The organism is Micromonospora sp. DT15 (assembly GCF_049841475.1).
GTDB lineage: Bacteria > Actinomycetota > Actinomycetes > Mycobacteriales > Micromonosporaceae > Micromonospora.
This window is the reverse complement of the sequence record NZ_JBNCKJ010000007.1, coordinates 325,469-352,168: the sequence shown is the minus strand read 5'-3', so window position 1 is coordinate 352,168 and position 26,700 is coordinate 325,469. Positions and strand designations below refer to the sequence as shown.

Below are 26,700 nucleotides of genomic sequence, written 5' to 3'. Positions count from 1 at the left end.
AATAGCCAAGTTTGACTAAACCGTGGCGGGTGCAGTGCGCCATCCCACACTGAGCGATCGTTAGGGTCGCCGTGGGCGGCCGATACACTCCCCGTCAGTAACCTGCCCGGGAGGAGCCACGAAGGTGCGCAAGGTACTTATCGCCAACCGCGGCGAGATCGCCGTTCGGGTGATCCGCGCGTGCCGCGACGCCGGCCTGGGCAGCGTTGCCGTGTACGCGGACTCCGACCGCGACGCCCTGCACGCCACCCTCGCGGACGAGGCGTACGCGCTGGGCGGGGACAGCGCGACCGAGACCTACCTCCGCATCGACAAACTGCTCGACGTCGCCGCTCGGGCCGGCGCCGACGCCGTACACCCTGGTTATGGCTTCCTCAGTGAGAACGCCGACTTCGCCCAGGCCGTCACCGACGCCGGGCTGACCTGGATCGGCCCCACCCCGCAGGCGATCCGTGACCTGGGCGACAAGGTCACCGCCCGGCACATCGCCCAGCGGGCCGGCGCGCCACTGGTCCCCGGCACCCCGGACCCGGTGGCCAGCCCGGACGAGGTGATGGCCTTCGCCGTCGACCACGGTCTGCCGGTCGCCATCAAGGCCGCCTTCGGTGGTGGCGGGCGCGGCCTCAAGGTCGCCCGCACGATGGAGGAGATCCCGCAACTGTTCGAGTCGGCCACCCGGGAGGCGGTCGCGGCGTTCGGTCGGGGCGAGTGCTTCGTCGAGCGGTACCTCGACCAGCCCCGGCACGTCGAGGCGCAGGTCCTCGCCGACCAGCACGGCAACGTGATCGTGGTGGGCACTCGGGACTGCTCGTTGCAGCGGCGGCACCAGAAGCTCGTCGAGGAGGCGCCCGCGCCGTTCCTCACCGACGCCCAGCGCGCGCAGATCCACGAGAGCGCCAAGGCGATCTGCCGCGAAGCCGGCTACCACGGCGCCGGCACAGTGGAATACCTGGTCGGCGTGGACGGCACCATCTCCTTCCTGGAGGTCAACACCCGACTCCAGGTCGAGCACCCGGTCACCGAGGAGACCGCTGGCATCGACCTGGTCCGCGAACAGTTCCGGATCGCCGACGGCGAGAAGCTGCGGATCACGGAGGACCCGACGCCGCGCGGGCACGCGATCGAGTTCCGGATCAACGGCGAGGACCCGGGCCGCAACTTCCTGCCCGCCCCCGGCACTGTCACCGCGCTGCGCCTGCCCAGCGGGCCGGGTGTGCGGGTCGACACCGGCATCTCGGCCGGCGACGTGATCGGCGGCAACTTCGACTCACTGCTCGCCAAGGTGATCATCGTCGGTGAGACGCGGACCGAGGCGTTGGAGCGCGCCCGCCGCGCGCTGGACGAGATGGTCCTAGACGGAATGGCCACCGCGCTGCCGTTCCACCGGCTCGTCGTGCGGGACGAGGCGTTCACCGCCGAGCCCTTCACAGTGCACACCCGGTGGATCGAGACCGAGTTCCACAACACGGTGCCGCCGTTCAGCGCCGCCGCCGGCACCGCCGAGGCGCCGGCCGAGCGCGACACCGTCGTGGTCGAGGTGGGCGGCAAGCGCATCGAGGTCAGCCTCCCCGCCGGCTTCGGCGGGAGTACGACCACCGCGGCACCCGCAGCCCGCAAGCCGACCCGGCGCGGTGGCGGCGCCAAGGCCGGTGCCCCGGTCGGCGGCGACTCGCTCACCTCGCCGATGCAGGGCACCATCGTCAAGATCGCGGTGGCGGACGGCGACACGGTGGCCGAGGGTGACCTGGTCGTGGTGCTGGAGGCGATGAAGATGGAGCAGCCGCTGCACGCGCACAAGGCGGGTACGGTCAGCGGCCTCAGCGCCGAGGTCGGCGCCGTGATCACCGCCGGTGCTCCCATCTGCACCATCGCCTGAGCCGCCCGGCGGACGATCAGCGCAGGGTTTCGGCGGCGACCTCGCGGACGGCGACGGTCAGGGCGTTCAGCACGTCCGACTCCAGCCGCCAGTGCTGCCAGTACAGCGGAACGTCGAGGTGTCGGCCCGGCGCGAGGTCGACACAGCGACCTGCGGTCAGGTCGGCCTGGGCGATCTGTTCCGGCACCAGACCCCAACCCAACCCGAGCCGGATCGCCTCGCTGAACGCCGGCACCGACGGTACGTAGTTCACCGGCGGGTCGAGCGGTCGACCGACCACCGCCCGGATGAACCGATGTTGCACCCGGTCCTTCCGGTCGAAGACCAACAGCGGGGTGCTCGCCAGCGCGGCGGCGGCGAATCCTCCGGGGAAGTGCGACGCCGCGAATTCCGCTGTGGCCAACGCGCGGTAGCGCACGGCCCCGAGTCGCAGCACCCGGCAGCCCTGCACGGCCTCCCGCTGGGCAGTGACCGCCGCCGTCACCGAACCGTCGCGCAGCAGCTCGGCGGTGTGGTCCTGATCGTCCTGCCGCAGGTCGAACGAGAGCCCGGCGCGCTGCGGCAGCCGGGCCAGCGCGGCGGGGAACCAGGTGGCCAGCGAGTCCGCGTTGACCACCACGGCGACCCGGATCCGGCCACCGCCGGCCAGCGGGCCGCGGGCATCTGCGAGGGCCTCCCGTTCGAGCAGCGCGAGCTGGCCGGCCAGGCGCAGCAGCGGGCGGCCGGCGTCGGTCGCCACGCATGGACGGGCACGGCGGACCAGCACCTGGCCGACTGTCTCCTCCAGCGCCTTGATCCGTTGGCTCACCGCCGACGGGGTGACGTGCAGCAGCCGGGCCGCCGCGTCGAAGCTGCCCTCCGCCACTACTGCCGCGAGTGTCCGAAGCTGCGCCGAGTCGAGACCGTTCATCAGCTGAGCTTAAGTTGCGTGAGAATCTTTAGTTGGACTGGTGGCCGTCGGCGGTCCTAGCGTCGTCTCCGTGCTCACCTCCGCCGTCGCCGGCTTCTCGGTCTCCATCGCCCTCATCGTCGCCATCGGCGCCCAGAACGCCTTCGTCCTGCGTCAGGGTCTGCGACGCGAGCACGTCGTACCCGTGGTGCTGACCTGCGCCGCTTCGGACGCGCTGCTGATCATGGCGGGGGTGGCCGGGGTCGGTTCGCTGGTGACCGGCCGACCGGGCCTGCTGACGGCGATTCGCTGGGGTGGAGCCGCCTTCCTGCTCTGCTACGCGGGGCTCGCCGCCCGCCGCGCCCTGCGTCCCGGCGCCCTGCTGCCCACCGAGCGGCCGCCAGCCACGTTGGGGGCGACCCTGCTCGCCTGCGCCGCCTTCACCTACCTGAACCCGCACGTCTACCTGGACACCGTGCTGCTCCTCGGCAGCGTGGCCCAGCAACACCCGCACCGGTGGGTCTTCGGCGCCGGCGCCGTTCTGGCCAGTGTGGCCTGGTTCACCGCCCTCGGCGTCGGCGCGCAGCGCCTCGCGCCGCTGCTCGCCCGCGCCGTCGCCTGGCGGGTGCTGGACGCGGTCATCGCCGTCGTGATGGCCGGGCTCGCCGTGGCACTCCTGCTGGGCTGACCGGTTCGTACCCGGACTCGCCGTGACCCCTCCTCCGGCGAGCACCGCGCCACCGCGATCAGGGCCGACGACGATGCGAGTGTTTTCCGCGACCACCGGCGGTGGAACCGACCGCGAGCGGGAATGATTGCCGGGTGCGGTTCCTTCACGGCGCGGCTCCCGCGCACGACCTGACCTATACCGACGTCTTCATGGCGCCGGCCCGCTCCGACCTGGGCTCCCGACTCGACGTCGACCTCTCCACCGGCGACGGCACCGGCACCACGATTCCGTTGGTGGTGTCGAACATGACCGCGGTCGCCGGACGGCGGATGGCCGAGACGGTCGCCCGCCGGGGTGCCATCACTGTGATCCCGCAGGACATTCCGATCGAGGTGGTGGCCAACGTCGTCGCCTGGGTCAAGCAGCGCCACCTGGTCTACGACACCCCGATCACGCTGGGCCCGACCGAGACCGTGGGCGATGCCATCCACCTGCTGCCCAAGCGCTCGCACGGTGCGGTGATCGTCGTCGACGACGACGGCCGGCCGATGGGTGTGGTCACCGAGGCGGACACCACTGGCGTGGACCGCTTCGCGCAACTGCGTCACGTCATGTCCACCGAGCTGCACACCGTTCCGGCGGACGCGGATCCTCGTACCGGTTTCGATCTGCTCTCGGCGGGCCGTCGCCGACTCGCCCCGGTGGTGGACGCCGAGGGTCGGCTGGTCGGGGTGCTGACCCGACAGGGCGCGTTGCGCGCCACCCTCTACACACCGGCTGTGGACGACCGGGGCCGGCTGCGGATCGCGGCGGCCGTCGGGATCAACGGGGACGTGACCGGCAAGGCGGCGGCGCTGCTGGAGGCGGGGGTGGACACGTTGGTAGTGGACACCGCGCACGGTCATCAGGCACGGATGATCTCCGCACTTCAGGCGGTCCGGAAGCTGGACCCGGGGGTGCCGGTGGCGGCCGGCAACGTGGTCACCGCCGAGGGCGTACGCGACCTGGTGGAGGCGGGGGCGGACATCATCAAGGTCGGCGTCGGCCCGGGGGCGATGTGCACCACCCGGATGATGACCGGCGTGGGTCGACCGCAGTTCTCCGCCGTGCTCGACTGCGCTGCCGCCGCCCGCCAACTGGGCCGGCACGTGTGGGCCGACGGCGGGGTGCGGCACCCCCGGGACGTGGCGCTCGCGCTCGCCGCCGGCGCGTCGAACGTGATGATCGGTTCCTGGTTCGCCGGCACCTACGAGTCCCCCGGCGACCTCTACACCGATGCGGACGGCCGGCGGTACAAGGAGAGCTTCGGAATGGCCTCGGCTCGGGCGGTCAGCGCCCGAACTGCCGACGACAGCCCGTACGACCGGGCCCGCAAGGCGGTGTTCGAGGAGGGCATCTCCTCGGCCCGGATGCACCTGGACCCGACCCGCCCTGGTGTCGAGGACCTGATCGACGAGATCATCGCGGGGGTACGCAGCGCCTTCACCTACGCCGGCGCACGGGATCTGACCCAGTTCCACGAGCGGGCGATCGTCGGCGTGCAGAGCGCCGCCGGCTTCACCGAAGGAATGCCCCTCCCCACGAGTTGGTAAGGCGCGCGCCCTTCCACCGCGTCGATCATGGAGTTGTGGTGCCCCGCAAAAGGGGCATCGATGGGTGAATTGCCCACCACAACTCCATGATCGACGCGTGTTGGCGCGTGTTGGCGCGTGTTGGCGCGTGTTGGCGCGTGTTGGCGCGTGTTGGCGCGCTCAGGTTGGCAGTCGGCGCAGTACGGCGCGGGCTGCCTCGCGGGGGTTGTCGCCCACACGGTCGGGCAGCGCGCCGGCCAGCCAGAGGGTGGCGAAGCCGTGCGCGATCGACCAGGCCGCGAGCGAGTCCCGGTCGGTGTCGGCGGGCGCGCCACCGTTTGACAGCGCCGCCACCCCGGAGCGGAGCGCGGCGCCGGCCCGGCTCCGCGCCGCGATCAGCTCGGCGTCGTCGGCCCGGTAGAGCTCCGGGCGGAACATCACCTCGAAGTACGCCCGGTGCGTGACCGCGAAGTCGACGTACGCGACGCCGGCCTCCAGCAGGTCGTCATCCGCCGCGGTCAACGTCTCGGCCAGCAGGTCGAAGCCCTGTGCGGCGAGCGCGGTGAGCAGGCCCGCCTTGTCGCCGAAGTGGTGTGCGGGCGCGGCGTGCGAGACACCGGCCCGGCGAGCCAGGTCACGCAGGCTCAGCGCGGCGGGTCCGACCTCCCCGACGACCTCCAGCGCCGCGGCGAGCAGGGCGCGGCGTAGATCGCCGTGGTGGTAGGCGCGGGTTCCGCTCATGCGCCAAGCCTATCTTGCCATTGACAAGATGAGCATCTGACGCGCAATCTTGTCACTGACAAGTTTCCCCCCGAGGAGGATTCCGATGGCACCCCTGATCGCCTTGATCGCCGGTACCGCGCTGGCCCGCATCGCCGGCCTGGTCGGCTTCTCCGCACTGGACGGCTGGCACCCCGCGCTGCGCGTCGGGCTTGCCGTGATGTTCACACTCACTGCCGTCGCGCACTTCCTCGGCCAGCGTCGCAGCGGCCTGATCGCGATGGTCCCGCCCCGCCTGCCCCGACCGGACCTGCTGGTCACCGCCACCGGCGTGCTGGAGCTGGTCGGCGCGGTCGGCCTCCTGGTGCCGGCGACCGCCCGGGTCGCGGCGGCCGGGCTCGGCCTGCTCATGCTCGCCATGTTCCCGGCCAACATCTCGGCCGCCCGCCGCGAGTTGACCCTCGCCGGCCGCCCGGTCACCCCGCTCGCACAGCGAACCGCCCTGCAGATCCTGTTCGTGGCCACCGCTGCGGCAATTTCGTTTGGCCCCTGACTATCAGGGGGCTAACCTGCTTGTCGTGGAACTCGTGACCCTCCAGGACGTGCCGCTCGGCCGGCTGCTGGTGGTGGCCGGGCACCTGGTCGGGCAGCGGTGGAACCGCTACCTCGCCGAGGAGCACGGCCTCACCCAGGCCGGCATGATCACCCTGATGACGCTCGCCCGGCACGGCGAGTTGCCGCACCGGGCGGTCGCCGAGAAGGGGTTCGTCCGCCCGGCAACCCTGACCGGCATCGTCGACACGCTTGAGCGCGACGGTCTGGTCGAGCGGCAGCGCGACGACAACGACCGGCGCAGCATCCGACTCGCCATCACCCCCGCCGGGCGGGAACGGGTGGCAGCGCTCGACGCGCTCATGCACTCCGGACGCCCCCTCACCTCGGTCGACGTCGACCCGGCGAAGGCCCAGGTGATCCGGGAGTTCCTGCTTGAGGTCATCGGCAGCGGAGACGACCCGCGGATGACCGGACGCCCTACCGAAACGAAGGACCCGGCGTGCTGATCCGACTCCTGCGCGGCCAACTGCGCACCTATCAGAGACCGTTGCTGGCGGTCGTGCTGCTCCAGTTCGTGGGCACCATGGCCTCGCTCTACCTGCCCAGCCTCAACGCGGACATCATCGACCAGGGTGTGGCCCGGGGCGACACCGACTACATCGTGCGCACCGGCGGCTGGATGCTGCTGGTCAGCCTGATCCAGATCGTCTGCTCCATCGCGGCTGTCTACCTGGGTGCCCGGGTCGCGATGGGCTTCGGCCGTGACGTACGCGCCGAACTGTTCGGGCACGTCAACCGCTTCTCCGCCCGCGAGGTGGCCCGGTTCGGGGCACCGTCGCTGATCACCCGCAACACCAACGACGTGCAGCAGGTGCAGATGCTCGTGCTGATGAGCTGCACGATGCTCGTCGCCGCACCCATCATGAGCGTCGGCGGCGTGTTCATGGCGTTGCGTGAGGACGTCGGGCTCTCCTGGTTGATGCTGGTCAGCGTCCCGGTGCTGGCCATCGCCCTCGGCGCGATCATCCGTCGGATGGTGCCGGGCTTCCGGCTGATGCAGACCCGCATCGACACTGTCAACCGGGTGCTGCGGGAGCAGATCACGGGCATCCGGGTGGTCCGTGCGTTCGTCCGGGAGCCGTACGAGACGGACCGCTTCGCCGTCGCCAACGCCGACCTGACCGCGACCGCGCTGCGTACCGGCCGGTTGCTGGCGTTGATCTTCCCGGTGGTCATGCTGGTGCTGAACGTCTCCAGCGTGGCCGTGCTCTGGTTCGGCGCGCAGCGGGTGGACGCCGGCGCGATCCAGATCGGCGCGCTCACCGCGTTCCTCCAGTACCTGATGCAGATCCTGATGGCGGTCATGATGGCCACCTTCATGCTGATGATGGTGCCGAGGGCAGCGGTCTGCGCCGAGCGGATCGTCGAGGTGCTGGACACCGACTCCTCGGTGGTCCCGGCCACAGTGCCGGTCACCGAGCTGCCCAGCCGAGCCGAGTTGGAGCTGCGCGGGGTGCGCTTCCAGTACCCGGGCGCGGTCGAGCCGGTGCTGCGCGACATCTCCTTCCGGGCGACCCCGGGCACCACCACGGCGATCATCGGCAGCACCGGCGCCGGCAAGACGACGCTGCTGTCCCTGATCCCCCGCCTGGTCGACGTCACCGACGGCGCTGTGCTGGTCGACGGGGTGGACGTGCGGGAGTTGGCGCCGGACGAGCTGTGGCGACGCATCGGCCTGGTGCCGCAGCGGCCGTACCTGTTCACCGGAACGGTCGCCAGCAACCTGCGCTACGGCAACCCGGACGCCACTGACGAGGAGCTGTGGTCGGCGCTGGAGATCGCCCAGGCCCGGGACTTCGTGGCCCAGATGCCCGGCGGGTTGGACGCCCCGATCGCGCAGGGCGGCACCACCGTCTCCGGTGGGCAGCGGCAGCGCCTGGCCATCGCCCGCGCCCTGGTCCGGCAACCGGAGATCTACCTCTTCGACGACTCGTTCTCCGCGCTCGACCTGGGCACCGACGCGCGGCTGCGAGCAGCCCTGCGGCCGGTCACCGCGCAGGCGGCGGTGGTGATCGTCGCCCAACGGGTCTCCACGATCATCGACGCCGATCAGATCATCGTCCTGGAGAACGGAGGGGTCGTCGGAGTGGGACGACATGCGGAGTTGTTGGACACCTGCCCGACGTACGCCGAGATCGTGGCCTCGCAGCAGACCACGGAGGTGGCGGCATGAGCGAGCGCGACGAGCCGCGCACCGCGGCCGTACCCAGTCAGAAGCCGGCCGGCGACGGACGGACGCCGGATGAGACCGCGCGGCAGCCCGGCGGGGAGACCGCGCCGACGCCGAAGCGGCTGCCACCAGGCCGTCAGGGCGGCGGTCCGGGATGGATGAGCGCCGGAATGCCCGCCGAGAAGTCGATGAACTTCGGCCCGTCGGCCCGGCGGTTGCTCGGCCGGCTGCGCTCGCACCGACTGCACCTGGCCGCGATCATCACGTTGGCCCTGGTGAGCGTCGGGTTCAGCGTGGCCGGACCGAAGATCCTCGGCCACGCCACCGACCTGATCTTCACTGGGGTGATCGGCCGGCAACTGCCCGCCGGCACCACCGCCGACCAGGCCGTCGCGGCGGCCCGGGCCAGCGGCAACGACAGCTTCGCCGACATGCTGGCCAGGATGGACGTGGTGCCCGGGGTGGGCATCGACTTCCACGCACTGAGTCGGGTGCTGCTGCTGGCGCTCGGGCTCTACCTGGCGGCGAGTCTGCTGTCCTGGTGGCAGGGTTGGCTGCTCAACGGGGTGGTCCAGCGCACGGTGCTGCGGCTGCGCGCCGAGGTGGAAGAGAAGCTCAACCGGCTGCCGCTGCCCTACTTCGACAGGCAGCCGCGCGGTGAGCTGCTCAGCCGGGTCACGAACGACATCGACAACATCTCCACCAGCCTCCAGCAGACCCTCAGCCAGCTGCTCACCTCGCTGCTGACCGTCGTCGGCGTGCTGGCCGTGATGTTCTGGATCTCGCCGGTGCTGGCCCTGGTGGCCCTGGTCGCGGTGCCGTTGTCGGTACTGGTGACCCAGCGCATCGCCAAGCGCTCGCAGAAGCAGTTCATCGCCCAGTGGACGCACACCGGCGAGTTGAACGGCCAGATCGAGGAGGCGTACACCGGCCACGAGCTGGTGAAGGTCTTCGGCCGGCAGCGTGAGGTCGAGGCCGCGTTCCACGCGAAGAACGAGGAGTTGTTCCGGGCCAGCTTCGGGGCGCAGTTCATCTCCGGGATCATCATGCCGTCGATGATGTTCATCGGAAACCTGAGCTACGTGGCGATCGCCGTGGTCGGTGGGCTGCGGGTCGCCTCCGGCACGATGAGCCTCGGCGACGTGCAGGCGTTCATCCAGTACTCCCGCCAGTTCACCCAGCCGCTCACCCAGCTCGCCTCGATGGCCAACCTGCTCCAGTCCGGGGTGGCGTCGGCCGAACGGGTCTTCGCGGTGCTCGACGCGGACGAGCAGACCCCCGACCCGGTCGCGCCGGCCCGGGTCACCGACCCGCACGGTCGGGTCGAGTTCGAGCACGTCTCGTTCCGCTACGAGCCGGACAAGCCGCTGATCGACGACCTTTCGCTGGTCGCCGAGCCCGGACACACGGTGGCCATCGTCGGCCCGACCGGCGCCGGCAAGACCACCCTGGTCAACCTGGTGATGCGGTTCTACGAGCTGGACGCGGGCCGGATCACGCTCGACGGGGTGGACATCACCACGATGCGCCGCGACGACCTGCGCGGCCGGATCGGCATGGTGCTCCAGGACACCTGGCTGTTCGGCGGCACCATCCGGGACAACATCGCCTACGGGCGGCCGGACGCCACCGAGGAGGAGATCCTCGCCGCCGCCCGGGCCACCTTCGTGGACCGGTTCGTGCGCAGCCTGCCCGACGGTTACGACACCGTCATCGACGAGGAGGGCAGCAACGTCAGCGCCGGCGAGAAGCAGCTCATCACCATCGCGCGGGCGTTCCTCGCCGAGCCGTCGCTGCTGATCCTCGACGAGGCCACCAGCTCGGTGGACACCCGTACCGAGGTGCTGCTGCAACGGGCGATGGCCGCGCTGCGCTCGGACCGGACCAGCTTCGTCATCGCGCACCGGCTGTCCACCATCCGCGACGCCGACCTGATCCTGATGATGGAGGACGGCCGGATCGTCGAGCAGGGCACCCACGAGCAGTTGCTCGCCGCCCAGGGCGCGTACCACAGGCTCTACCGCTCCCAGTTCACCGGCGCTGTGGTCGACGAGGAACCGGCCGCCCAACCGGCATCGGTCTGAGGTCGGGCGGCCGTGCGCGCGAGACGATCGGTGGGCGTGTCAGTCCGACGGCAGCAGGTCGGTCGCGCGGGCGTCGACCTGCCCGCCGATCAGGGCGAGAGCCGCGTCGGCGGGCATCGGAGCCAGGGCGCGGCCGCCGCGCAGGCGCAGCGCGAGGTGCCCGTCGGCCACCTCCCGGGCCCCCAGCACTCCGAGGTACGGGACGCGGCGGCGGGCCGCGTCCCGTACCCGGGCGCCCAGCGAGCCGGCGACGTCGACCTCGACCCGCAGGCCGGCGTCGCGAGCCCGTCGGGCCAGGTCGGCCGCCGCGTCGGCCTGGCCGTCGTCGACGGGCAGCAGCACCAACTGGACGGGCGCGTACCAGGCGGGAAAGGCCCCCTCGTGCACCTCGATGAGGTACGCGAACAGCCGCTCCATGCTGCCGACCAGGCTGCGGTGCACCATCACCGGGCGACGCCGGCTGCCGTCCGAGTCGGTGTACGACAGGTCGAACCGTTCCGGCTTGTCGAAGTCCAGTTGGACGGTGGAGATGGTCGACTCCCGGCCGGCGGCGTCGACGATCTGGATGTCGATCTTCGGACCGTAGAAGGCAGCCTCCCCCGGTGCCTCGACGTACTCCATCCCGGCCAGCGCCTCCCGAAGCAACTCCTCGGCGTGGGCCCACTGGGCGTCGTCGCCGACGTACTTCTCGCCCGGCCCGCGCAGCGACAGCCGGAACCCGGCCGGCCGGACACCGAGCGCGGCGTGCGCGGCACGGATCAGTCCGAGGATCTCGACGACCTCCGCGCCGACCTGCTCGGGGGCGCAGAAGGTGTGCGCGTCGTTGAGCGAGATGGCGCGTACCCGGGACAGCCCGCCGAGCACACCGGAGCGCTCCGAGCGGTACATCCCGCCCAGCTCCGCGATCCGCAACGGCAACTCCCGGTAGGAACGGCCCCGGGCCCGGAAGACCAGCGCGTGGTGCGGGCAGAGCGCCGGCCGGAGCACGAACTCGTCGTCGGCGCTCAGCCGCATCGGCGGGAACATGTCGTCGGCGAAGTAGCCGAGATGGCCGGAGAGTTCGAAGAGTTCCCGCTTTCCCAGCGGCGGCGAGTAGACGTGCTGGTGGCCGGAGCGGCGCTCCAACTCCCGGACGTACTCCTCGACGGCATGCCGGGCGGCGGCACCGGCCGGCAGCCAGATCGGCAGGCCGGCGCCGGCCAGCGGGTCGGAGACGAAGAGGTCCAGCTCACGGCCGAGCCTACGGTGGTCGATCATGTCGGGCTCCTGGATCGGGTACGACCCGGAGGCGACCTGAGCTCCGTTCGGCGCGCTGCCCTCGGGGCGGATCGCCCCGGGGCCTGGTCGACTGTGGTTACGTCAGAGCGGCGCGCCGGGGACACCCGGCGTCGTGGTCATCACTACCGCGCTGCGCATGTGGCGACCGTACCCGCGCGACCATCGGGAATGCACCCGGATTTCGCGGCGGAGGGGTGGGCCGCCGGCGCGGGACCCGCCGGCGGCCCTGGCGGCCGAATCGTCAGGAACGGGGGACCCGACGGGCGTGGCCGCGCCGACAACGGTACGCCGACGAACGGCGTTCTGCCGCCCGCCTCGAACGGGTGGAACCGCCTCCGAAACCGTCACCCGGCACCGATCGGGCTCGTTGTAGCTGGGTGGCCCAGTCGTGTCGACGGTCACGACGGGCCGGGGCCGTCCACCGTGACGCCGGACACGACGTCAGGCTCAAGACACCCAAACGGCCGCATTCGGCGAGGTGGCAGGCGTGCCCGAACTTCTGACTGACGTCGCGTCGCCGACGTGGGCGTACCTGGTGCTGCTCGCGCTGCTGATCGCGGACGCCTTCGTGCCGGTGATCCCCACCCAGATCGTCATGATCACCAGTGGTGCGCTCACCGTCTACGGCGGGCTCAGCCTGCCGGTCACCATCGCCGTCGGCGCGCTCGGCGTATTCGCCGGCGACCTGGCCTGCTACCTGCTGGGGCGCAGCGCACCGGATCGGCGGCCACCCCGGCACGCCGAGCTGAGCCGCGCCCGCCGGGTGGCCAGCCGAGTCACCCAGGGGCTGCGACAACCTGGGCCGCTGGTCATCCTGCTCTGCCGGTTCGTGCCCGGCGGGCGGATGGCAGCCTGCTTCTCGGCCGGGCGCAGCCGCTACCCGTACCGCCTGTTCGTGCTCTACGAGGCCGTAGCCGCGCTGGGCTGGGCCACCTACGGCGCGCTGGTCGGGCACCTGGGCGGCACCGCACTGACCGAGTCGGCCTGGCGGCTGGCCATCATCGCCACCGCCGCGGCCGCCGGCTTCGCCGCCGCCGGTTGGGCGATGACAGTGGTCAGCGCGCGCCACGCCCGCGCCGCCGCCGCAGTGGCCGCGGTCGACGTCCCCATCGACTGAGTGTCGTTGGATCTGCGGGGTATAAGCTGCACTTATATTGGCAGCATGTGGGACGTCAAACTTCATCCTGAGGTCGAGGAGTGGTTCCTCGACCTCTGCAAGACGGATCCTGCCAGCGCCGACCTCATCAGCGAGGCCATCGACCTCCTCGCCGAACACGGGCCGGCGCTCGGGCGTCCCCTGGTTGACCGCCTCAAAGGCAGCATCTTCCACCATATGAAGGAGCTGCGACCTGGGTCGACTGGCTCCACGGAGGTCCGCATGATCTTCGCTTTTGATCCCGTTCGAGAAGCTGTTTTTCTGGTCGCTGGCGACAAGTCGGGCCAGTGGCAGACTTGGTACAAGACGGCGGTCCCGTTGGCGGACGACCGGTTTCAGGAGCACCTCTCCAGGCTGAGGGAAACACAGAGATGACCGATGGAGCTGACTGGCAGGACGTCAAGGCGAAGGCCCGCGCGCTCGATCCATCCTGGGCAGATCCGGACAGGACCTCCCGGCGCGCTCAGCACCGTGAGCAGATGCTGGCAGCGGTCAGTGGGGCGCAGCTGGCAGAGATCCGCAAGCACCTGGGTATGACTCAGGTGCAACTGGCCGAGGCGGCAGGGCTGACGCAGGCGAGGATCAGCCAGATCGAGAATGGCGAGCACACCAGCCTGGAATCACTCCGCGCCTACGTCACCGGCCTGGGTGGTCATCTCGACATCGTCGCCCGCATTGGGAACATCCAGCTGAACGTCGCCTGACCTGGCGAGGGTCGTCGCGACCATCGCAAGTTCACGGATGCGCAGAAGCATGTGACAGCCAAATGCCGGAAGGCCTCTAGGGGTGGTCCCGGGGGACTATTTCGGTGGCTGTCCCGGATTCGGCTGGGGTGTACGCAGCGACAGGCTGAGGTATGCCTGTTACCCGGAGTACCGGCCTGCTGGCCCTGGGCGGGATCGCCCTGGCGGCGCTGCTCACAGTGATCGGCCACCTCGAAGTCAACGACGACCTCAACCCGTGGGCGTTGACCATCAGCGACTTCGCGGTCTCCGACCGCGGCGGCGTCATCGACATAGCCATGGTGGTGCTCGCGCTCGCCACCGTGGCTTTGCTCTACGGACTGCGCCGCGCCAGCCCACCCCGACCGCGCTCCGGTCGAACGGCAGAGCTGCTGCTCGGCGCGTGGGTGGGTGGGCTGCTGCTGGCCGCCGTGGTGCCGACGAACGAGCCGGGCACCGCCATGACCACCGCCGCCTACCTGCACCGGTACGCGTCGGTGATCGCCTTCCTGGCGCTGCCGGTGGCCGGTTGGTTGCTCGCCCGCCGACCCGACCTGACGCCCGCCGCCCGGACGCTACGCGCCCTGGTCCTGTTGAGCCTGGCCCTGGCGGCGGCGATGATCTGGTCCGCCTACCCCGGCGACCGGATGCTCATCGGCCTGGCCGAACGCCTCCTGATCCTCGCCGAGGTGGCGGTCCTGGTGACGGTGGCGACGAGCCTGACCCGACCCGCACGCGCCGGTCGGGTTACTCCAGCTCGTGCAGCATGAGCTGACGGGCCGCCTCGGTGATGGAGCCGGACAGGCTCGGGTAGATGGTGATGGTCTGGGCCAGCTCGTTGACAGTGAGGTTGTTCTCCACCGCCATCGTGATGGGCAGGATCAGCTCGCTGGCCTTCGGAGCGACCACCACACCGCCGATCACCTGACCGCTGGCGGGACGGCAGAACAGCTTCACGAAACCGTCGGAGAGGTCGTCCATCTTGGCCCGGGCGTTGCCGGACAACGGCAGCATCACCTGCCGGGCCGGCACCTTGCCCGCGTCGACCTCGTCCTGCGAGACACCCACTGTGGCCAGCTCCGGGTCGGTGAAGACGTTCGCCGCGACGGTACGCAGCCGCAGCGGGCGGACCGCCTCACCGAGCGCGTGCCACATGGCGATCCGGCCCTGCATGGCGGCGACACTGGCCAGCAACAGCACGCCCGTGCAGTCGCCGGCGGCGTAGATGCCGGGCACGTTGGTCCGGGAAGCCCGGTCGACGGTCAGGTAACCGCCCCGGCCCAGCTCCACCCCGTACTCGGTCAGACCCAGGTTGGCGGTGTTCGGGATCGAACCGACGGTGATCAGCGCGTGTGAGCCGGTCACCTTGCGGCCGTCGGAGAGCTCCACCTCGACGCCGTCGGCGGTACGCCGGACCGCGTCGGCCCGGGAGTTGTTGAGGATCTCCATGCCCCGGTTGCGGAACACCCGCTCGATGGCGGAGGCGGCGTCGGCGTCCTCGTGCGGCATCACCCGGTCCCGGCTGGAGACCAGGGTGACCTCGACCCCCATCGCCAGGTACGCGCTGGCGAACTCGGCACCGGTCACGCCGGACCCGACCACGATCAGGTGCTCGGGCAGCTCCGGCAGGTCGTACACCTGTCGCCAGGTCAGGATGCGCTCACCGTCCGGCACGGCGGTGGGCAGCTGACGGGGCGTCGAGCCGGTGGCCACCAGCACGGTGGACGCGTCGATCGAGTATTCCTCCGCGCCGTCGGCGGGGGTGACGACGACCCGGTGGGTGTGCCCGAGGGAGTCCTCGCCGAGCCGGGCGGTGCCGGCCACGAAGGTGACCCCCGCCTTCAGCAGCTTGGCGTGGATGTCCGCGGACTGCGCCAGGGCCAGCCGCTTGACCCGCCCGTGCACCGCGCGCGCGTCGACGGTGACCGCCTCCAGGCCGTCCGAGTGCACCCCGAACTCCTCGGTGTCGCGGTAACCGGTCACCACTTGCGAGCTGGCGATGAAGGTCTTCGAGGGTACGCAGTCGGAGAGCACGCAGGCACCGCCCGCACCGTCGGCCTCCACCACTGTGACATCGGCGTCCAGCTGGGCGGCGACCAGTGCCGCCTCGTACCCGGCCGGCCCTCCGCCGATGATCACGATCCGGCTCACAGCGTTCGCCCTTCGTCCATGCTCACAGTGACTTTCTTCTCCCGAGCGCATTCGACACGCACTGTCGTATTCTCCCCCACCCGTCGGCCGGGCTATCGTCATCGCCGTGCGTCATCACGCCGCCTACGGCTCAAATCTCGATCCCGCCCGGATGCGCGCCTACTGTCCGCATTCGCCGATGGTTGGCACCGGCTGGCTGGAGGGCTGGCGGCTGACCTTCGCCGGGGCGGACGTGATCGGCTGGGAGGGCGCGGTGAGCACCCTCGTCGAGTCTCCCGGCGACCGGGTCTTCGTGGCGATCTACGACATCCACCCCTACGACGCGGGCCAACTCGACGAACTCGAGGGGGTGACCGCCGGCACGTACCGCAAGCTGCACGTCCGGGTCTCCACCCTCGACGGCGACGTGACCGCCTGGATCTACGTCTTCAACGGGTACGAGGGTGGCCTGCCGACCTCCTGGTACCTGTCGGAGATCGCGAACGCCGCCGAGAAGGCGGGCGCCCCGGACGACTACGTCACCGAGCTGCGGGCCCGCCCCACCGGCACCGCCTCGGCGTAGCAGCGCGTATCGCACGCCCCCAGTGTGCTACCGCTGTCGAGCGGAGCGCCGGTCGGGCCGGACCGGGGTCGTCAATCACACACCGGCCGCCGGCACGGAAAGTTCGTACATGTCGGTCCACTGGGTCTCCCGCAGGCCCACCGACCGGTACAGCGACAGCGGGGCGGTCGGGTTGGTGAGGTCGACGCCCAGGCCGACGGCGCGCCGCCCCTTCTCGGCGTAGCGGGAGAAGGCGCGGCGCAGCAACGCCGCACCCACACCCCGGCGACGGTACGCGGACCGCACCGACAGGCTCTTCACCCAACCCGACTGCTGGTCGAGCGCCTGGTCCGAGGACTGCAACGCGCCGACCGGGACCCCGTCCACCTCGGCGACGAACCACTCGTCCCAGGCGGTCAGGTCGCCGATCCGGGCCCGCCACCGCTCGTACGACAGCGGCTCGTGGTCCGGGGTGTCGCCGAAGGCGTCCTCGTAGATCCGGTGGAACTCCACCAGATCGGTCTCGTCGTCCGGGCGGACCGGCCGCACCGTCACGGCCGACGGCCCGGTCGGCTCGTCGGGCAGGTCGTCCAGCGGCCGGCTCATCCGGACGTACCGCTTGACGAGGGCGAACCCGAGCCCGCGCAGGGCCTGTTCCCAGTCACGTTCCGGCGCGAAGACCGCGCAGCGGACGGTGAGTGAGGGCAGCCCCCGCTCGGCAGCGCGCTCGGCGACGCGGTCCAGTTGGCGCAGCAGCAACGGCGCGCGGACGGCGGCGGCCCGTACCGGATCGACGTAGACCTCCACGAACTCCCGGCCCACCCCGGTCGGGTTGTCCACCGTCGCCCAGCCGACAACGGTGTCGTCGGGGTCGATGGCCAGCCAGGAGTCCCGGGTCGGGTCGAAGTGGGAGGCGGTCAGCGACGCCGCGACGTCCTCGGCGTCGAAGTCGGGATGACCGATGGCGAAGGTGTCGGCGGCGTGCACCACCGCGAGGATCGCCGGCACGTCGTCGAGGGTGGGTCGGCGCGTCGTCCAACCAGCGGGAAGGGTCACGGCAGGACATCCTGGCAGCCGATCCGCTTCGACGCCGCCCATTTTCCGGCCGACGGGGGGCTCAGCCGAGGTCGACCCGGGTGCGGTGCAGCAACTCCACCAACTCCGCGCCGTCGGCGGGCCCGAGGGCCGTGAACGCCGGCGCGGCCAGTCGGTTGGTCACCGCCTCCGCCCAGAGCCGGCGGCGCACCAACGGCCCGATCGGCGGGTACGGCGGCGGCCAGCCACAGGCCACCGCCCCGGCCTCGCCCTCCGGCCCGGACAGCACGGCCTCCAGCGGGGTCATCCCGGCCGCGCGTACCGCCAGCAGGTAGGCCCCGGTGAAGTGTTCCCGGAGCAGCCGCAGCCCGGCGGCGCTGCGAGCCCCGGGTGAGAGATCCGGAAGCGGCATGGCCCGCCACGCGGCGAAGAGCGGCATCCCACTGGCCTCCGCCGCCACCACCGCCCGCTCGACGAGCGCCGACAGGCGCTCGGTGCCGGGCAGCGGGCCGAGCTGCTGCGCCCCCCACCGGCAGCATTCGGCGAGGCTCGCGGCGGCCACCTCGAACGGCGGAACGACCCGGGCGGCGGCGTCCCAACCGTCGGCGACCGCGTCCGGGGCGATGAACCCGAGGGCGGCGGCGGCCGTCTCGGCCCGCACACCGCCGAGCGCGCCGGCCCGGCCGCTGATGTAGAAGGCCCAGCCGGAGATGCCGAGCAGTCGGGCCCGGCGCAACGTCGTCGGGTCCCGACTGAAGGCGTCGCCCAGGTCGAGCACGACAGGCTTACTGGCGGCCGCGACCTGCTCCGGAGTCACCGCGCCGCCCCGCTCGGGCGACCCGGCCCGGCGACCACGACCACGCCCCGACCCGGGGCCACTCGCCGTGTACGGCGCGCACACTCGTCGTCGTCCATCGATGCTCAGTCTGCCGCGCCACCGCCCGCGTCCGCATCCCCCTCTTCGGCCGCCAGTGCCTCGACCGCCGCCTCGACCTCACCGGCGCGCCGCCGGGCCACGGTGACCGCCCGCTCGGCGGCACGCCGGGCGAGCTTGGCCCGGCTGAGGTCCTGCTCGGCGACCGCGCGCCGCCGCTCCAGCTCGGCCAACTCGGCCTCAAGGCGATCGAGTACGGCCACACCGTCGCGCTCCTGCCCGGTCGCCTCGGTCAGCTCGGTCTCCGCCCGCTCCTGGTCGGCCTGGGCCTTCGCCAACTCCCGGTCCAGGGCGCGGCGCTGTCGGGCCCGCTCGGCTCGGGCCGCTCGCTGTGCGGCCCGTTCGGCCCGTTCTGCCTGCTCGGCCTGCTCGGCCGCCCGGTCCGTACGGGGTGCCGCCTCGGGACGGCCCCGTTGGGGGCCGGGTCGGCGGGCCGGGCGTTCCTCCTCGTGCTCCTCGTCATCGTCGGTGACCAGTCGCAGTTGCGGCCGGGGCACCTCACCGAAGCCGGCGTAGCTGGCCGCCCGCAGCAGGCGGCCCGCCCGCACCTGCTCGGCGACCTCGGCGTCGGAGAACGCCGCGTTCAGCGTCGCCTCCACCTCGGCCAGGGGCAGCCGGCTCGCCGGTGGCGCGTCCGGCTCGGCTGCGGCGAGCTTGCGAACCTCGGCGACCAGGGCGCCGACCACAGCCCGGCGTTGCGCTGACAGCTCCCGCAGTCGGGGCCCCCGCAACTCCCGCTGGGCGACTCGCAGGGCGTCGGCGAGCTGCACCAGATCGGCGACCAGCTCCGGGCGTCCGATGGCGAGCAGGTTCACCAACCAGGCGGCCACCGTCGGGCGACGCAGCCGGGCCAGTTGCCGGGCGGTGGCCGCGTCGCCGGCCCGGCGGGCCTCGGCCACAGCGGCGTCCCGGGCGGCCACGAACCGGTCCGGTGGGGTGCGGTAGAGCTGCTGCACCAGCTCCGCGGAGAGGCCGGGCATCGGGTCAGACGTCCACCCGGCTACCGGGCTCCAGCCGCTGGTACTCGGTGCCGGACAGCGCTGTGTACTGCCTGTCGAGCACGCCCAGCCCTTTGTCGTTGAGCAACGCGTCGTGCAGGGCGTACGCGCGCCGTGGCGCGACCGCGCGGATGAAGTCGACCACCTCGGAAAACTTCGACCAGGGGGCGTGGATCGGCGCGAAGAGCGTGTCGACGGGGGTCTCGTCGGGCACGACCAGGGAGTCGCCCGGGTGGTAGACCACGTCGTTGATCAGGTAACCGAGGTTGTCGACCACCGGGATGTCGGGGTGGATCACGGCGTGCCGCCCCCCGTACGCACGCACGGCGACCCCGGCGGCGGTGAACGACTCACCGGCGCTGACCGGGCGCAGCACGTCGGCCGCGTCGCCCAGGGCCTCGCCGAGCGAGGCGGGCCCATGGATCGGGAACGGCTGTCGGTCGAGTTGGAGGCGCACCGCTGCCAGATCGAGGTGGTCGGGGTGTTCGTGGGTGATCAGCACCGCGTCCGCACCGTCCAGCGCCGCCGCTGGGTCGCTGAACACCCCGGGATCGACGACGAGCACTCCCCCGTCGTGTTCCACCCGAAGGCAGGAGTGGGCGTACTTGGTGAGCCGCATCGTGACTCCTCGATTATCGAATCGTGACGTCCTCAGCGCAGTCTGCCGGAACCAGCCGGTGTGCGCGTCGCGTCCGAGCTATCGCCACACCGGTTGACGACGATGGGAGCGGGGATGGACGGACAGGTGGGACGACGCCGCAGTGCGCTGCTGGCGGCGACGACACTGGCGGCGGCCCTGGCGCTGACGGGGTGCGGTGCCGGCGACAGCGGGGCGCAGGACAGCGCGGGCACGGCGGCCGAGGCGCCAGCCGCCAACGGCGGTGAGGTGAACCGGGACGCCGCCGCGGGCGCACCGGAGGGGGCCGGCGCGGGCGCACCCGACCTACGGGTCGACCAGCGGGCGATCATCTACACCGGAAAGATGCGGGTGCAGGTGGACGATGTGGACTCTGCCGCCCGCGAGGCCACCGCCGCGGCCGGTCGGGCCGGCGGCTTCGTCGGCGGCGACCAGCGGCACAGCGCCGACGCCGACGCGGTGGCGGAGTTGGAGTTGCGGGTGCCGGCGGCGAAGTTCGCCGGCGTGGTGGAGGAGATCGCGAAGCTCGGTCGGCAGCAGAGCCGGGAGATCAACACTCAGGACGTCACCGAGGAGACGGTCGACCTGGAGGCCCGGATCACCAGTCAGCGGGCCCGGGTGGAGAGCGCCCGCCGGTTGCTGTCCCGGGCCACCTCGATCACCGACCTGGTGTCGCTGGAGAACGAGTTGGGTCGACGGGAGGCCGACCTGGCCTCGCTGGAAGCCAAGAAGCGACGCCTGGCCGACCTGACCGCCCTCTCCACGATCACCGTGTCGCTGGCCGGGCCGGCGGCGAAGGACACCGAGGAGAAGGCCGAGACCGGCTTCCTGGTCGGACTCAAGGGCGGCTGGAAGGCGTTCGTCGTCTCGATGACCGTCCTGCTCACGGTGCTGGGCGCACTGCTGCCGTGGCTGGTGGCGCTGGGCGTACCGCTGGTGGCGCTGCTGGTGGTGCTGCGCCGACGGCGCAAGCCGTCGGCTCCGGTCGCGACGGTCAGCGCGCCGCCGCCAGTGCCCGCAACGCGGTCTGCACCATGACGCGGACGCCGACCGCGATGGACCGCTCGTCCACGTCGAAGCTCGCCCGGTGCAGGTCGACGTTGGGGCCGGCGCGACCCACGCCGAGCCGGGCGAGGGCACCGGGGACGTACTCCAGGTACCAGGAGAAGTCCTCGCCGCCCATGCTCTGCGGTGTCTCGGCGATCCCGTCCGGACCGAGGGCGGCGGCGGTGGCGGCGGTCAGCACCTGGATGGCGCGGGCGTCGTTGCACACCGGCGGCCGGCCGCGCAGGTATTCCAGGTCGACAGTGGCACCGGTCGGCGCGATCACGTCCCGCACCACCTGAGCGACGATCTTGGGAGCCTTCTCCCAGGTGTCGCGATCCATCACCCGGAGGGTGCCGGACGCGCTCGCCTCGGACGGGATGACGTTGTAGCGGGTGCCGGCCGAGGCGTGGCCGAAGACCAGCAGCAGGCCGCTGTTGGCCGGCACCCGGCGACTGACCAGGGCCGGCACCTCGGTGATCAGCCGACCGAGCGCGTCGACCATGTCGACGGTCAGGTGCGGGCGGGCGGTGTGCCCGCCCGGGCCGGAGAGTCGGACGGTCACGTTGTCGGCGGCCGCGGTGATCGGGCCGACCCGCAGGCCGACCTGGCCCACCGGCAGGTTCGGGTCGCAGTGCAGCGCGAAGATCTGCACCACGTCGTCCAGGCCGCCGGCCTCGATGACCTCCAGCGAACCGCAGGGCAGGATCTCCTCGGCCGGCTGGAAGATGAGCCGGACCCGACCGTCCAGCTCACCGAGGTCGGCGAGTTGGGCCAGCAGCATGCCGACGCCGAGCAGGACCGAGGTGTGCACGTCGTGCCCGCAGGCGTGGCAGACGCCCTCCACGGTCGACCGGTACGGGACGTCCTTGGGGTCGTCCAGCGGCAGCGCGTCGATGTCGGCGCGCAGTGCCACGACCGGGCCGTCCGGCCTGCCGTTGACGTCGCAGATCACGCCGTTGCCCTTGGGCAGCAGGCGCGGGCTCAGCCCGGCCAGCGACAGCTCCCGGGCGATCAGCGCGGCCGTCTCGAACTCGTTGCCGGAAAGCTCAGGGTGCGAGTGGAGGTGACGGCGCGTAGCGATCAGCCCCGGTACCCGGAGCGCGAGAAGGTGGTCCAGCTCGCGGGGCAGGGGCTCGGATCCCGGTGGCGTCTCCGGCCAGGACGACGCCAGCTGGCCACTCGTGGGCAGCGTCAACGCACTCGTCACGTCGAATTCTCGATCACTAGGAATGGATGGATCATCGGGGACAGCAGACAGCCTAGACCTCCGACGGTGACGCTGCGCAACCTCGTTACGGTAATGATCGGACCGCGCAGAGTCACGTATGCCCTGCTGGGGCCGCTCGTCAAGGTGGGGGACAGCAGGTAGATCACGGTCGAATGCCGTCATCAGCCCCTCACCTCCTACAACGCGTAACCGATCGCTGCGGTCCCGAATCCCGGTCGACAGTCGGAGACCCGTTGCCAAATTGTCGCATTAGTCGGGGTGATGAACTGACACTCCGACAATTAGCCGACCACACAGCGCAACGAGCCGGATAAGGACGCTCACACGCACCCACCCGCCGTGGGCGCACAGGGTGTGCGTCCCGGCTCAACCGACCGGATACCCGCTGAGAGCGCCGGACACACCGGCGCCCCCCGAGGGCCGCAGCCGCGGCGCGCCCCGAGGGCCGCAGTCGCGGCGCGCCCCGAGGGCCGCAGTCGCGGCTGGACGCTCAGAATCGGTCAGTCGGGCGGTACAACCCCCACACCTCACGCAACGTCCCGCAGACCTCACCCACCGTCGCGCGGGCCCGCAGTGCCTCCTTCATCGGGTACAACACGTTCTCCGTACCCTCGGCAGCGGCCCGAAGATCGGCGAGAGCCCGTGCCACCGCGTCGGCGTCCCGCTCGGAACGCAACCGGGCCAGGCGGTCGGCCTGGGCCGCCTCGATCGTCGGGTCGACCCGCAGCGGCTCGTACGGCTCCTCCTCGTCCACCGTGAACCGGTTGAGCCCGACCACCACCCGCTCCCCCGAGTCGATCTCCTGGGCGATCCGGTACGCGGACTGCTCGATCTCCCGCTTCTGGAACCCGGCCTCGATCGCGTCCACCGCCGAGCCGTGGTCGGCCACCCGCTCCATCAACTCGACGGCGGCGGCCTCGATCTCGGCGGTCATCGCCTCCACCACGTACGACCCGGCGAACGGGTCGACGGTGGAGGTCAGGTCCGTCTCATAGGCCAGCACCTGCTGGGTACGCAGCGCGAGCCGGGCCGCCTTCTCGGTGGGCAGCGCGATCGCCTCGTCGAAGCTGTTGGTGTGCAGCGACTGGGTGCCACCGAGCACGGCGCCCAGACCCTGCACCGCCACCCGAACCAGGTTCACCTCCGGCTGCTGGGCGGTGAGCTGCACGCCCGCGGTCTGGGTGTGGAACCGCAGCATCATCGACTTCGGATCCTTGGCGCCGAAGTCGTCACGCATCAGCCGAGCCCAGATCCGCCGGGCGGCGCGGAACTTCGCCACCTCCTCCAGCAGCGTGGTGCGGGCCACGAAGAAGAACGACAGCCGGGGCGCGAAGTCGTCGACGGCGAGCCCGGCGGCCAGCGCCGCCCGCACGTACTCCACCCCGTTGGCCAGCGTGAACGCGATCTCCTGCGAGGGCGTCGCGCCGGCCTCCGCCATGTGGTAGCCCGAGATGGAGATGGTGTTCCACTTCGGCACCTCGCTGCGGCAGTACGCGAACGTGTCGGCCACCAGGCGCAGCGACGGCTTCGGCGGGAAGATGTACGTCCCCCGGGCGATGTACTCCTTGAGGATGTCGTTCTGGATGGTGCCGTTGAGCGCCGTGCCCGGCACCCCGTTCTCCTCGGCGACGAGTTGGTAGAGCAGCAGCAGCACCGAACCGGGCGCGTTGATGGTCATCGAGGTGGACACCTTGTCCAGTGGAATGTCGGCGAAGAGCAGCCGCATGTCCTCGATGGAGTCGATCGCGACACCCACCTTGCCGACCTCGCCGTGCGCGATCGGCTCGTCCGAGTCGTAGCCCATCTGGGTCGGCAGGTCGAACGCTACCGAGAGGCCCATCGTGCCGGCCCGCAACAACTGGTGGTACCGCGCGTTGGACTCGGTGGCGGTGCCGAAGCCGGCGTACTGGCGCATCGTCCACGGGCGGGAGGTGTACATGGTGGGGTAGACACCCCGGGTGTACGGAAACTCGCCCGGGCTGCCGAGCCGGGAGTCCAGTTCTTCCGGAAGGTCGGCCTCCGTGTAGACGCCGTTGATCGGAAAACCGGACTCACTTGACCGCCGTTGGTTCATCCCCGGATGGTAGGACGCCTGGCCACGTCGTCGGGTGAGGGATACCGCACAGTGCGTCCCGACCTGTCGACACCAGGTGAACGACAGGGCACGTTCTGTCGACTTCGACAAACGTCCGCCGCGTCGGCTTTCGCATCCGGCGTCGGAACCAGCAAGATAGGGGGGTTGTGTCCCAGCCCCCCTCGATTTCCCCCGGTGGCTTTTCTGTGACTCAGATCCCGACGTGGAGCGGCGGACCAGTCAGTCCCGCCAACGGACGAGCGGCGCCCGGCACCACCATTGGTGACCGGTACTCGCTGCGGTCCTCGGTGGGCAACGGCGGCATGGGCACGGTGTGGCGCGCCACAGACACCCTGCTGCGCCGTGACGTGGCGGTGAAGGAGGTCGTCCTGCCCCCGGGGCTGGCCCCCAGCGACCGCGACGCGATGTACGAACGCACCCTGCGCGAGGCCCGCGCCGCCGCCGCCATCCAGCACCCGGCCGTGGTGCAGGTGTACGACGTGGTCACCGAGGCGGGCCGGCCGTGGATCGTGATGGAGCTGCTGGACGCCCGCAGCCTCGCCGACATGGTGATCGAGGACGGGCCGGTCGCGCCCCGGGCCGTCGCCAAGATCGGCATTGCGCTGCTCGGCGCGTTGGAGGTCGCGCACGCGATCGGCGTCCTGCACCGCGACGTCAAACCCGCCAACGTGCTGATCTGCACCGACGGGCGCTGCGTGCTGACCGACTTCGGGGTCGCCCGCATGCCCACCGACGTGCAGCTCACCACCCCGGGCATGGTGCTCGGCTCACCGCACTTCATCTCGCCCGAGCGGGCCATGGGCCAGGAGTTCGGGCCGCCGAGTGACCTCTTCTCGCTGGGTGTGACGCTCTACACAGCTGTCGAGGGGCGCCCCCCGTTCGACAAGGGCGACCCGATCGAGACCATGCACGCCGTGGTGGAGGACCCGCCCGCCCCACCGCAGCGCAGCGGCCCGCTGACCCGGGTGCTGATGGGTCTGCTCGAGAAGGACCCGGCGCGCCGACTCGACGTGCACACCTCCCGGGCCATGCTGCGCGAGTTGCTCGCCGGCCCGCTGGGCAGCACGGCGACGGCTGTGCACTCGGTCACCGACCCGTACGCCGTGGTGCCGGTGCAGCAGCGCCCCATCCCCGTCCTCCCGCCACCCCAGCCGGAGCCGAAGCCGGACAGCCAGATCGGCGGCAAGGCAATGCTGGCCCCGGGCGAGTCCTTGACCGACCGGCTGGCGTCGCTGCGCCGGGGCGAGCGCCCGCAGGCGGCAGCTCGCCCGGCCGGCACCACCGGGGGTCTCGACGAGACCAGCGCCGACGCGTTGGCCGGCCCGCTGCACACGCCGACCGGCGCGATGCCGACGACGGGCCGACCGGCGGCCGGGCGCACCTACGGCGGCAACGCGGACGCCACCCAGCGGGTGGACGCCGGCGGGCACCCCGACGCCACCCAGCGGGTCAGCTACGGCAGCCCGGCCGATGCCACCCAGCAGGTCGGGTACGGCGGCGCAGCACCGGAGGCCACCCAGCGCGTCGGCGGCACCTACGGCGGCGGCAACCAGTGGTCGGTGCCGGGCACCGGCCAACCCTGGGCGACCACGCCCGCCGCTTCGGGCGGCAGCGCGCTGGACAAGGCCCGGGCCACCGGTGGTCAGCTCGTCACCACGGTCAAGGGCTGGCCGCGCAAGGTGCAGCTCGCCGCGGCCGGCGGCCTGGTCGTCGTGCTGCTGCTCACCGCGGTGGCGCTCTCCGGCGGCGACGACGCCCCGCCGAGCACCCCGACCGCGCAGCCCACCACGTCCGCCCCGGCGGCCCCCACCGTCGAGATGCAGGAGCACACGGCCCGCGGAATCCAGGTCATGGTGCCGAAGGGCTGGAAGAAGTCCACCGGCGGCTCGTACACCGACTACATCGACCCGGCCGACAGCGGCCGTAAGGTCCGCATCATCACCGAGAAGTGGACCAGCAGCTCCGTCCGGTGGGCCGAGACGGCCGAGAACGGCCTCAAGACCCGGAGCACCTCCTGCGTCAAGCCGTACAACCAGATCTCCTCCACCGAGACCGAACTGGCCAGCAAGCCGGCAGCCGAATTCGAGTACACCTGCGGCGCGGGTGACGCGATGCGGCACGGTGTCTGGCGAGGCGTCGCCCAGGACGGCAAGGCGTACTCGTTCTACCTCACCTCCACGGACGCCAAGTTCGCGGAGAGCAAGGCGATCTTCGACGAGATGGCACGGACGTTCCAGCTCACCGGGAACGGCTGAGCCGGAGGGAACCCACAGGGATGATCCG

24 protein-coding genes are annotated in these 26,700 nt (G+C 71.4%); 14 read left to right on the top strand and 10 right to left on the bottom strand.

Annotated elements, in window-relative coordinates; genetic code table 11:
• Positions 1–124 precede the first annotated feature (124 nt).
• The gene (locus ACLQ3F_RS18180) at positions 125–1,876 is read left to right on the top strand and encodes an acetyl/propionyl/methylcrotonyl-CoA carboxylase subunit alpha (protein ID WP_357197962.1); all 1,752 of its coding nucleotides are present in this window, start codon (positions 125–127) and stop codon (positions 1,874–1,876) included.
• A gap of 16 nt (positions 1,877–1,892) precedes the next feature.
• Here the strand turns inward: ACLQ3F_RS18180 and ACLQ3F_RS18175 are convergent, their stop codons facing one another.
• Positions 1,893–2,786 carry a LysR family transcriptional regulator ArgP gene (locus tag ACLQ3F_RS18175; protein WP_425850246.1) on the bottom strand — a complete coding sequence of 298 codons (894 nt, stop codon included), beginning with the start codon at positions 2,784–2,786 and terminating at the stop codon, positions 1,893–1,895.
• Between the two features lie 70 nt (positions 2,787–2,856).
• Between ACLQ3F_RS18175 and ACLQ3F_RS18170 the strand changes: the two genes are divergently transcribed.
• Positions 2,857–3,453 (top strand): LysE/ArgO family amino acid transporter, encoded by a 597-nt coding sequence (locus ACLQ3F_RS18170; RefSeq protein WP_355009467.1) that lies wholly within the window; start codon positions 2,857–2,859, stop codon positions 3,451–3,453.
• 134 nt (positions 3,454–3,587) lie between these two features.
• Positions 3,588–5,027 carry a GuaB1 family IMP dehydrogenase-related protein gene (locus ACLQ3F_RS18165; RefSeq protein ID WP_357262706.1) on the top strand — a complete coding sequence of 480 codons (1,440 nt, stop codon included), beginning with the start codon at positions 3,588–3,590 and terminating at the stop codon, positions 5,025–5,027.
• A gap of 159 nt (positions 5,028–5,186) precedes the next feature.
• On the opposite strand, the gene ACLQ3F_RS18160 is transcribed toward ACLQ3F_RS18165, so the two are convergent.
• Positions 5,187–5,747 (bottom strand): TetR/AcrR family transcriptional regulator, encoded by a 561-nt coding sequence (locus tag ACLQ3F_RS18160; RefSeq protein ID WP_425850242.1) that lies wholly within the window; start codon positions 5,745–5,747, stop codon positions 5,187–5,189.
• Between the two features lie 85 nt (positions 5,748–5,832).
• Between ACLQ3F_RS18160 and ACLQ3F_RS18155 the strand changes: the two genes are divergently transcribed.
• The 4 genes from ACLQ3F_RS18155 to ACLQ3F_RS18140 are packed head-to-tail and all read left to right on the top strand — an operon-like array spanning position 5,833 to position 10,595.
• Positions 5,833–6,279: a DoxX family protein gene (locus ACLQ3F_RS18155; protein WP_425850240.1), complete on the top strand. Its 447-nt coding sequence runs from the start codon at positions 5,833–5,835 to the stop codon at positions 6,277–6,279.
• A 25-nt stretch (positions 6,280–6,304) separates the two neighbouring features.
• A complete protein-coding gene (locus ACLQ3F_RS18150) occupies positions 6,305–6,787 on the top strand; it encodes a MarR family winged helix-turn-helix transcriptional regulator (protein WP_425850237.1) in 483 nt (160 codons plus the stop codon).
• A complete protein-coding gene (locus ACLQ3F_RS18145; protein ID WP_357197944.1) occupies positions 6,781–8,514 on the top strand; it encodes an ABC transporter ATP-binding protein in 1,734 nt (577 codons plus the stop codon). The genes ACLQ3F_RS18150 and ACLQ3F_RS18145 overlap by 7 nt, the downstream gene beginning before the upstream one ends.
• Entirely contained in the window at positions 8,511–10,595 is a 2,085-nt protein-coding gene (locus ACLQ3F_RS18140) for an ABC transporter ATP-binding protein (RefSeq protein ID WP_425850234.1), read from the top strand. Before ACLQ3F_RS18145 ends, ACLQ3F_RS18140 begins: the two co-directional genes overlap by 4 nt.
• A 39-nt stretch (positions 10,596–10,634) precedes the next feature.
• Here ACLQ3F_RS18140 and thrS read toward each other — a convergent pair whose 3' ends face one another.
• Positions 10,635–11,852, bottom strand: coding sequence for a threonine--tRNA ligase (thrS, locus tag ACLQ3F_RS18135; protein ID WP_357197941.1), 1,218 nt, complete (start codon positions 11,850–11,852; stop codon positions 10,635–10,637).
• Between the two features lie 508 nt (positions 11,853–12,360).
• Here thrS and ACLQ3F_RS18130 point away from each other — a divergent pair.
• From ACLQ3F_RS18130 to ACLQ3F_RS18115, 4 genes are all read left to right on the top strand, one after another.
• A complete protein-coding gene (locus tag ACLQ3F_RS18130; protein WP_112732530.1) occupies positions 12,361–12,990 on the top strand; it encodes a DedA family protein in 630 nt (209 codons plus the stop codon).
• 45 nt (positions 12,991–13,035) lie between these two features.
• A complete protein-coding gene (locus ACLQ3F_RS18125; RefSeq protein ID WP_425850230.1) occupies positions 13,036–13,404 on the top strand; it encodes a type II toxin-antitoxin system RelE/ParE family toxin in 369 nt (122 codons plus the stop codon).
• Entirely contained in the window at positions 13,401–13,733 is a 333-nt protein-coding gene (locus ACLQ3F_RS18120) for a helix-turn-helix domain-containing protein (protein WP_357206017.1), read from the top strand. The genes ACLQ3F_RS18125 and ACLQ3F_RS18120 overlap by 4 nt, the downstream gene beginning before the upstream one ends.
• A gap of 152 nt (positions 13,734–13,885) precedes the next feature.
• Positions 13,886–14,521, top strand: a complete 636-nt coding sequence (locus tag ACLQ3F_RS18115; RefSeq protein WP_425850229.1) for a DUF998 domain-containing protein — start codon at positions 13,886–13,888, stop codon at positions 14,519–14,521.
• Here ACLQ3F_RS18115 and ACLQ3F_RS18110 read toward each other — a convergent pair.
• Complete coding sequence (locus ACLQ3F_RS18110) at positions 14,499–15,902, bottom strand: NAD(P)H-quinone dehydrogenase (RefSeq protein WP_355009476.1); 1,404 nt, start codon at positions 15,900–15,902, stop codon at positions 14,499–14,501. The genes ACLQ3F_RS18115 and ACLQ3F_RS18110 overlap by 23 nt on opposite strands.
• Positions 15,903–16,008: 106 nt before the next feature.
• Here ACLQ3F_RS18110 and ACLQ3F_RS18105 point away from each other — a divergent pair, with 106 nt between their 5' ends.
• Positions 16,009–16,464: a gamma-glutamylcyclotransferase gene (locus ACLQ3F_RS18105; protein ID WP_425850227.1), complete on the top strand. Its 456-nt coding sequence runs from the start codon at positions 16,009–16,011 to the stop codon at positions 16,462–16,464.
• A 75-nt stretch (positions 16,465–16,539) separates the two neighbouring features.
• Here ACLQ3F_RS18105 and ACLQ3F_RS18100 read toward each other — a convergent pair whose 3' ends face one another.
• The 4 genes from ACLQ3F_RS18100 to ACLQ3F_RS18085 form a co-directional block, all read right to left on the bottom strand.
• Positions 16,540–17,499, bottom strand: a complete 960-nt coding sequence (locus ACLQ3F_RS18100; protein ID WP_425850224.1) for a GNAT family N-acetyltransferase — start codon at positions 17,497–17,499, stop codon at positions 16,540–16,542.
• A 61-nt stretch (positions 17,500–17,560) separates the two neighbouring features.
• The gene (locus tag ACLQ3F_RS18095) at positions 17,561–18,295 is read right to left on the bottom strand and encodes an SCO6745 family protein (RefSeq protein ID WP_357188423.1); all 735 of its coding nucleotides are present in this window, start codon (positions 18,293–18,295) and stop codon (positions 17,561–17,563) included.
• Between the two features lie 104 nt (positions 18,296–18,399).
• Complete coding sequence (locus ACLQ3F_RS18090; protein WP_425850222.1) at positions 18,400–19,392, bottom strand: hypothetical protein; 993 nt, start codon at positions 19,390–19,392, stop codon at positions 18,400–18,402.
• A gap of 4 nt (positions 19,393–19,396) precedes the next feature.
• Entirely contained in the window at positions 19,397–20,029 is a 633-nt protein-coding gene (locus ACLQ3F_RS18085; protein WP_357206033.1) for an MBL fold metallo-hydrolase, read from the bottom strand.
• Between the two features lie 93 nt (positions 20,030–20,122).
• Between ACLQ3F_RS18085 and ACLQ3F_RS18080 the strand changes: the two genes are divergently transcribed.
• Complete coding sequence (locus ACLQ3F_RS18080; RefSeq protein ID WP_425850219.1) at positions 20,123–21,085, top strand: DUF4349 domain-containing protein; 963 nt, start codon at positions 20,123–20,125, stop codon at positions 21,083–21,085.
• On the opposite strand, the gene ACLQ3F_RS18075 is transcribed toward ACLQ3F_RS18080, so the two are convergent.
• Together ACLQ3F_RS18075 and ACLQ3F_RS18070 are read right to left on the bottom strand one after the other, a co-directional pair.
• On the bottom strand, positions 21,042–22,301 hold the full coding sequence (locus tag ACLQ3F_RS18075) for an amidohydrolase (RefSeq protein ID WP_355009483.1): 1,260 nt from the start codon (positions 22,299–22,301) through the stop codon (positions 21,042–21,044). The genes ACLQ3F_RS18080 and ACLQ3F_RS18075 overlap by 44 nt on opposite strands.
• A 511-nt stretch (positions 22,302–22,812) precedes the next feature.
• Entirely contained in the window at positions 22,813–24,396 is a 1,584-nt protein-coding gene (locus ACLQ3F_RS18070) for an acyl-CoA mutase large subunit family protein (RefSeq protein ID WP_425850217.1), read from the bottom strand.
• Between the two features lie 206 nt (positions 24,397–24,602).
• Here ACLQ3F_RS18070 and ACLQ3F_RS18065 point away from each other — a divergent pair, with 206 nt between their 5' ends.
• Positions 24,603–26,672 carry a serine/threonine-protein kinase gene (locus tag ACLQ3F_RS18065; RefSeq protein WP_357206411.1) on the top strand — a complete coding sequence of 690 codons (2,070 nt, stop codon included), beginning with the start codon at positions 24,603–24,605 and terminating at the stop codon, positions 26,670–26,672.
• Positions 26,673–26,700 lie beyond the last annotated feature (28 nt).